Source organism: Streptomyces sp. NPDC059900 (assembly GCF_050270335.1).
Taxonomy (GTDB): domain Bacteria; phylum Actinomycetota; class Actinomycetes; order Streptomycetales; family Streptomycetaceae; genus Streptomyces.
The window spans coordinates 1-5,860 of record NZ_JBNNJZ010000514.1 but is presented as its reverse complement, the minus strand read 5'-3'; the positions used below and the strand labels follow the sequence as shown (position 1 = coordinate 5,860).

Genomic DNA, 5,860 nt, shown 5'->3' with positions numbered 1-5,860 from the left:
GATCTGCACCCCGTAGGTGTCGAACGGATAGCGCACGCCGAGGGTCTTCTCCAGCCAGGCCAGTTGCCCGCCGGTCTCCTCGGCGATGGGCCGGTACTTCGCCTGCTGGTCCGTGGGGACGAGATGGCGCAGCTTCACTCCGTGCGGGCCGCGCCCGTACAGGTAGGTCTGCTTGTTGACGGAGATACCGAGCAGCTCGGGGGCCATGGGGGACTTGAGGGAGAAGTCCCAGGTCCTCTTGGCCCCGGCGGCGCGGGTGCCGGTGAGGTTGCCGTTGGCGGCGGGCGTCCAGCCGTCGGGGGCGGTGAGATGGAAGGTCCAGGTGGCCTTGTCGGAGGGGTGGTCGTTGACCGGCGCGAAGGTGTCGGCGCGGGAGGCCTGGGCCGCGGAGGCAAAGCCGCCGTCGGACATGTGGCGCCAGCCCGGCTGGCCGACCGGCTTGGTCTTGCCGTTGCCGTGGTAGGTCACTTCGACGTCGAAGGCGCGGCGGTCGCGCAGGCCGCCCGCCGGGGTGACGGTGAGCTCCTGACCGCTCTGGCCGGGACTTGTGGCCCACTCGGCCTTCTTGCCGTTGACCTTGACGGCGTCGATGGCCAGCGAGTCGACGTCGAGGTTGAAGGACGACAGGTCCTGGGTGGCTCTCGCCTTGATCTTCATGGTTCCGGTGAAGTCGTACGTCACCGGCGTGAAGTCGAAGGAGAGGTCGTAGTGGCGGACGTCGTAGCCGCCGTTGCCGAGCGTCGGGAAGAGCGGGTCGCCGACGCCGTCCGCACCCGGCGTCGGGTCGAAGGGCGCCGCGTGGGCGTGGGCATGAGCCGGGAGGGCGAGCGCGAGGGTGGCCGCCGCGGCTGCGGTCGCCGTCGCGGCGCGGACGGTGCGAGTACTGCGAGCGCGGACGGCAGGGGTGCTGCGAGCGCGGACGGTACGAGTGCTGCGAGCGCGTACGTCTCGGGTCCAGTTCTCAGCCATGGGGCCGCAACGTAGTAATCGCTTACTGTCAGCGTCAATACCTCCGATGTGTTCGATGAGCCCTCGGTCACCCGGCACAACGGCCTCGCCAGGCCATCGCCCGGACAGAAAGATGCAGAAAGATTCGCGACCCTCTTGCGTGCCGTAGCAACCGCTTACATGCTGTCGCGGGATTACCCGCCTCGCTCCCCGCCCCCTGCCCTGACGCCTCACGGGAGTTCCCCATGCGCATGCCCCGCTCCGGCTCCACCGGGCCACGACGCCGCACGATCCTCACCGCGAGTGCCGCCTCGGCCTTCCTGCCCCTTGTGGCGGGCGGCCCAGCGCGGGCAGCCTCGGACGCGGACCCCTACGACACGCTCCTGGCCCGCGCGGCGGCCCAGCTCACCGGCGGCGATTTCGACGCCGCCGACCCGGACTTCGCCGCGGCCCTGAAGGTCCTGGACACCCAGGCGTCCGCCTGGTGGCGGGACTTGGACCGGTCGGCGGGACGCACCGCCCTGTGGGCCGACCTCTCCCCCGCGAAGGAGCCGGGCAACTTCGGCCAGAGCTACACCCGCCTGCGCACGATCGCGACGGCATGGGCCACCCCCGGCACCTCCCTCAGCGACAGCGCCGAAGCGGCCGACGCCCTGCTCGAAGCCCTGCGCTTCCTGCACGCCGACGCCTACAACACCGGCCGCCCCGAGTCCGGCAACTGGTGGTTCTGGGAGATCGGCGCACCCCGCGCCCTGATGGACACCTGCGTCCTGCTGCGGGAGAAGATCCCTGCGGCCGATCTGGCGAAGTACGTCTCCACGGTGGCGAAGTTCGTCCCCGACCCGGACCGCCGCACGAACATCCCGACGCTGTCCGAGACCGGCGCCAACCGCGCCGACAAGGCCGTCATCGTGGCGCTGCGCGGACTCCTCGCACGCGACGCGGACACGCTCGCCCTGGCCCGCGACGGCCTCTCCGACGTACGGGACAAGGGCAAGAACAGCCTGTTCACGTATGTCACTTCGGGCGACGGGTTCTACGAGGACGGCTCGTTCGTGCAGCACGGCTCCGTCGCCTACACGGGGACGTACGGCAGTGTCCTGCTCGGCAGCGCGGGACAGCTGATCGCGCTGCTCGCCGGCTCCGACTGGGCCGTCACCGACCCCAAGACATCGGTGCTGTACGAGGCGGTGGACCGGACCTTCTCACCGGTGGTCTTCGACGGCCTGATGATGGACGCGCTGCGCGGCCGTGCCACCTCCCGCGAGAAGGCGCCGGACCACAAGGACGGCGCGGCGGCCCTCACCAACATCCTGCAACTGGCGGACGGCGCCCCGGCCGCGTACGCCGCACGCTGGCGCGCCCTGGCCAAGGGATGGATACGCCGCAACACCTCCCACCCCTATCTGGGCCTGGTCGGCATCCCCGCGATCGCCCGCGCCAAGACCGTCGTCGACGACTCCTCGATTCCGGCGGCCGACCGGCTCACCGGGCACTTCGCGTTCGCGGACATGGACCGCGTGGTGCACCGGCGCCCCGGCTGGGCGCTCACGCTCTCGCTCTCCTCGAAGCGCATCGCCGCGTACGAGGCGGGCAACGGCGAGAACCAGCACGGCTGGTACACCGGCGACGGCATGGCCTATCTCTACGACGGCGACGACCTCGGCCAGTTCGGGGACGGCTTCTGGGCGACGGTCGATCCGTACCGCCTGCCGGGCACCACCGTGGACACGCGCGAACGCGCCGACATCGGCACCGGCGGCGGAACGGGGACCTACCTCCCGAAGAACGCCGTCGCGGGCGGAGCGGTGCTCGACGGCAGGTACGGCGCCGCCGCGATGGAACTCATGGCGCAGGGCAGCACGCTGCGCGCCAGGAAGGCGTGGTTCTTCCTCGACAACGCGGTCGTCGCCCTGGGCGCCGGCATCACCGCGAGCGACGGCCGGGCCATCGAGACGGTCGTCGAGAACCGCAACCTGCACGAGAGCGGCACCCCCCGGCTCACGGTCGACGGCAGGCGGCAGCCCTCGCACACGGGCTGGTCGGCGTCCCTGCCCGGCGCCGACTGGGCCCACCTCGAAGGCACCGGCGGCTACGTCTTCCCCGGACAACCCGGCCACCCCGACCGGCCCGCACAACCCGCACGCCTGCACGCCCTGCGCGAGGAGCGGACCGGCACCTGGCGGGCGATCAACACCGGCGCGGACACCGGAGGCAGCACCACCCCGCTCACCCGCCGCTATCTGACCCTGTGGCTCGACCACGGTGTCTCCCCCGCCTCGTCCTCGTACGCCTACGTCCTGCTGCCCGGTGCGAGCGCCGCCGCGACCGCCGTCTGGTCCCGTTCACGGCCGGTCCGCATCGTCGCCAACAGCGCCACCGCACAGGCCGTCGAGGCCCGCCGCGACGGCCTCGTCGCCGCGCACTTCTGGCAGCCGGGCAGCGCGGCCGGGCTCACGGCATCGGGCCCCTGCACCGTGATCGTGCGACGCGGCGGCGACGGCATGTCGCTGGCCGTGGCCGACCCGGGCCGCACCGGCACGACCCTCACCCTGGAACTGCCCTTCCCCGTACGCAAAGTGGTCCGCGCCGATGACACGGTCACCGTCACGCCGGGCCGCCGCGCCGTCGTCACCGTCCGCGTCGCGGGCTCCCGCGGCCATACGCACACCGCGCAGCTGCGGTGACCCGCCCGCCACGAAGGGAAAACGGACCCGCCATGCCCGCACCGCACCTGGCCCTGCCGCCCACCGACCGCGTCCTGTCCCCGCTCACGGGCTGGACCCGGTCCCACTGGGAGGCGCTCGCCGACCGGCAGCTGGACGCGCTCGTCCCCTACGCGACGCCGAACTTCGCGCAGTACCGGCTGCCGGGGCGGGGCAGTTGGTCGGGGGTCGTGTCGGACGGGCTCGAAGGCTACGCACGGTCATTCCTCCTCGCCTCCTTCCGGATCGCGGGAGCGGGCGGCGATGGCGGCAACGTCGACCCCCACCTCCTGGAACGCTACGCGCAGGGTCTGACAACGGGCACGGACCGCGACGGCGCGGGCGGCGAGGCCTGGCCCGAACTCAGCGACTGCTCGCAGCAGATGGTGGAGGCCGCGTCGATCGCGATCGGCCTGCACGAGACCCGACCCTGGATCTGGGACAAGCTCGACGGCCGGGTCCAGGAGCGGGTCGTCGACTGGTTCTCCGGCTTCGTCGGCGGCCGGACGTGGGACAACAACTGGCGGCTCTTCCAGGTGGTGTCCGAGCAGTTCCTGGCCTCCGTGGGCGCCCCGCACAGCAAGGCGGACATCGACGGCGGCCTGGACCGCATCGAGGACTGGTACCGCGGGGACGGCTGGTACACGGACGGCGACGGGCGCAACTTCGACTACTACATCGGCTGGGCGATGCATCTGTACCCGCTGCTGTGGGCGCGCATGGCGGGCGAGGACGACGGGGGCCGGGCCGAGGTCTACCGCGAGCGCCTGGCCCAGTTCCTGTCCACGTACCCGCACTTCTTCGGCGCCGACGGCGCCCCCGTCCACCAGGGCCGCTCCCTGACGTACCGTTTCGCCGCGACCGCCCCCGTATGGATGGGCGCCCTGGCGGACTGCACGCCCCTGGCCCCCGGTCTCACGCGCCGCCTGGCATCCGGCACCGCGCGGCACTTCGTGGAGCGCGGTGTTCCGGACGAGCGGGGGCTGCTGCCGCTGGGCTGGTACGGGACGTTCCTGCCGTCCACCCAGGCCTACTCGGGTCCGGCGTCCCCGTACTGGGCCAGCAAGGGCTTCCTCGGCCTGCTCCTGCCCGCCGATCACCCGGTGTGGACGCAGCGCGAACTCCCGCTACCCGTCGAGGAGTCCGACCAGTACACGGCGCTCCCCCAGCCCGGCTGGCTCCTGCACGGCACACGTCACGACGGCATCGTCCGCCTCGTCAACCACGGCAGCGACCACAACCCCCCGGAAGGCGAGGCAACCGACGACCCGCACTACGCGAAGTTCGGCTACTCCACGGCGACCGCACCCGAAACCGCCCCGCGCGCGTGGGAGCGCAACGTGGACAACCACCTCGCCCTGCTCGCACCGGACGGCACCGCTTCCCGCCGCCGCCGGATCCACCCGGTGCGGTGCGAGGGCCGCACGGCCGTCTCGCGCCACGACGCACTGCTTCCGGGCACCGAGGGCGAGTTCCCGGTGCTGACGACCAGCGTGCTGCACGGCCCCTGGGAGATCCGCGTCCACCGCGTCGGGGCCCCGGCGGGCGTGAGTGTCCGCGAGGGCGGCTACGCGGTGGCCGACGAGACGCGGCCCTGCGCCGAGCAGGGGCCCGGCTGGGCGCTCACCCGTACGGAGGCCGGGCTGACCAGCGCCCTTGTCGCACTCCACGGGTGGGACGAGGAGACGGGCATCGCCCGCGAGGTGGCGGCCAACGCCTACGGGCCGCACTCGGCGACGCCCTTCCTGACGTTCGCCGGGCATCCGGGCGGGACCGGCATCCACGTCACGCTCGTCGCCCTGTCCCGGGACACCGTGTGTCCTGCGGCGTTGCGGGAGTCCGTCTCGTGCACGGTGGAGGGCGACACCGTCCGCGTCCGCTTCCCCGACGGCACGGTGCTCACGGCGTGAGTCAGATCCCGCCGTCCTCCCGGCGGTGGATCTGCTCGATCAGCTCCGCCGCCATCGCCTTGATCGTCTCCAGGCCCGACCTGCCCCACGGACGGGGCTCGACGTCCACGACGCAGACCGTGCCGAGCGCCGTGCCCGTACGGTCGATGAGCGGGGCGCCCAGATAGGAGCGGATCCCGATCTCGTCGACCACCGGGTTCCCCGCGAACCGCGGATAGTCGCAGACGTCCTCCAGGACCAGGGCCTTGCGCCGCACGACCACATGCGGGCAGTACCCGTGATCGCGCGCCATGTAGC

General features: G+C 72.3%; 3 protein-coding genes and 1 pseudogene. 2 read left to right on the top strand and 2 right to left on the bottom strand.

Translation table 11 applies throughout. From position 1 onward, the window contains the following. A pseudogene (locus ACQKIP_RS37725) lies at nt 1–969 on the bottom strand (M1 family metallopeptidase); the annotation flags it as partial. Nucleotides 970–1,193: 224 nt separating this feature from the next. Between ACQKIP_RS37725 and ACQKIP_RS37720 the strand changes: the two are divergent. Beyond that, entirely contained in the window at nt 1,194–3,635 is a 2,442-nt protein-coding gene (locus tag ACQKIP_RS37720; RefSeq protein ID WP_365855204.1) for a polysaccharide lyase 8 family protein, read from the top strand. Nucleotides 3,636–3,667: 32 nt separating this feature from the next. Beyond that, nucleotides 3,668–5,563: a DUF2264 domain-containing protein gene (locus ACQKIP_RS37715; RefSeq protein WP_365855206.1), complete on the top strand. Its 1,896-nt coding sequence runs from the start codon at nt 3,668–3,670 to the stop codon at nt 5,561–5,563. Nucleotide 5,564: 1 nt separating this feature from the next. On the opposite strand, the gene ACQKIP_RS37710 is transcribed toward ACQKIP_RS37715, so the two are convergent. Beyond that, the coding region (locus ACQKIP_RS37710) for a GAF domain-containing protein (protein WP_427745178.1) at nt 5,565–5,860 on the bottom strand (296 nt) is incomplete at its 5' end.

Bases quoted from the DNA above. Each gene is read 5' to 3' on its own strand.
- ACQKIP_RS37720 (WP_365855204.1), top strand. From the start codon at position 1,194: ATGCGCATGCCCCGCTCCGGCTCCACCGGGCCACGACGCCGCACGATC.
- ACQKIP_RS37715 (WP_365855206.1), top strand. From the start codon at position 3,668: ATGCCCGCACCGCACCTGGCCCTGCCGCCCACCGACCGCGTCCTGTCC.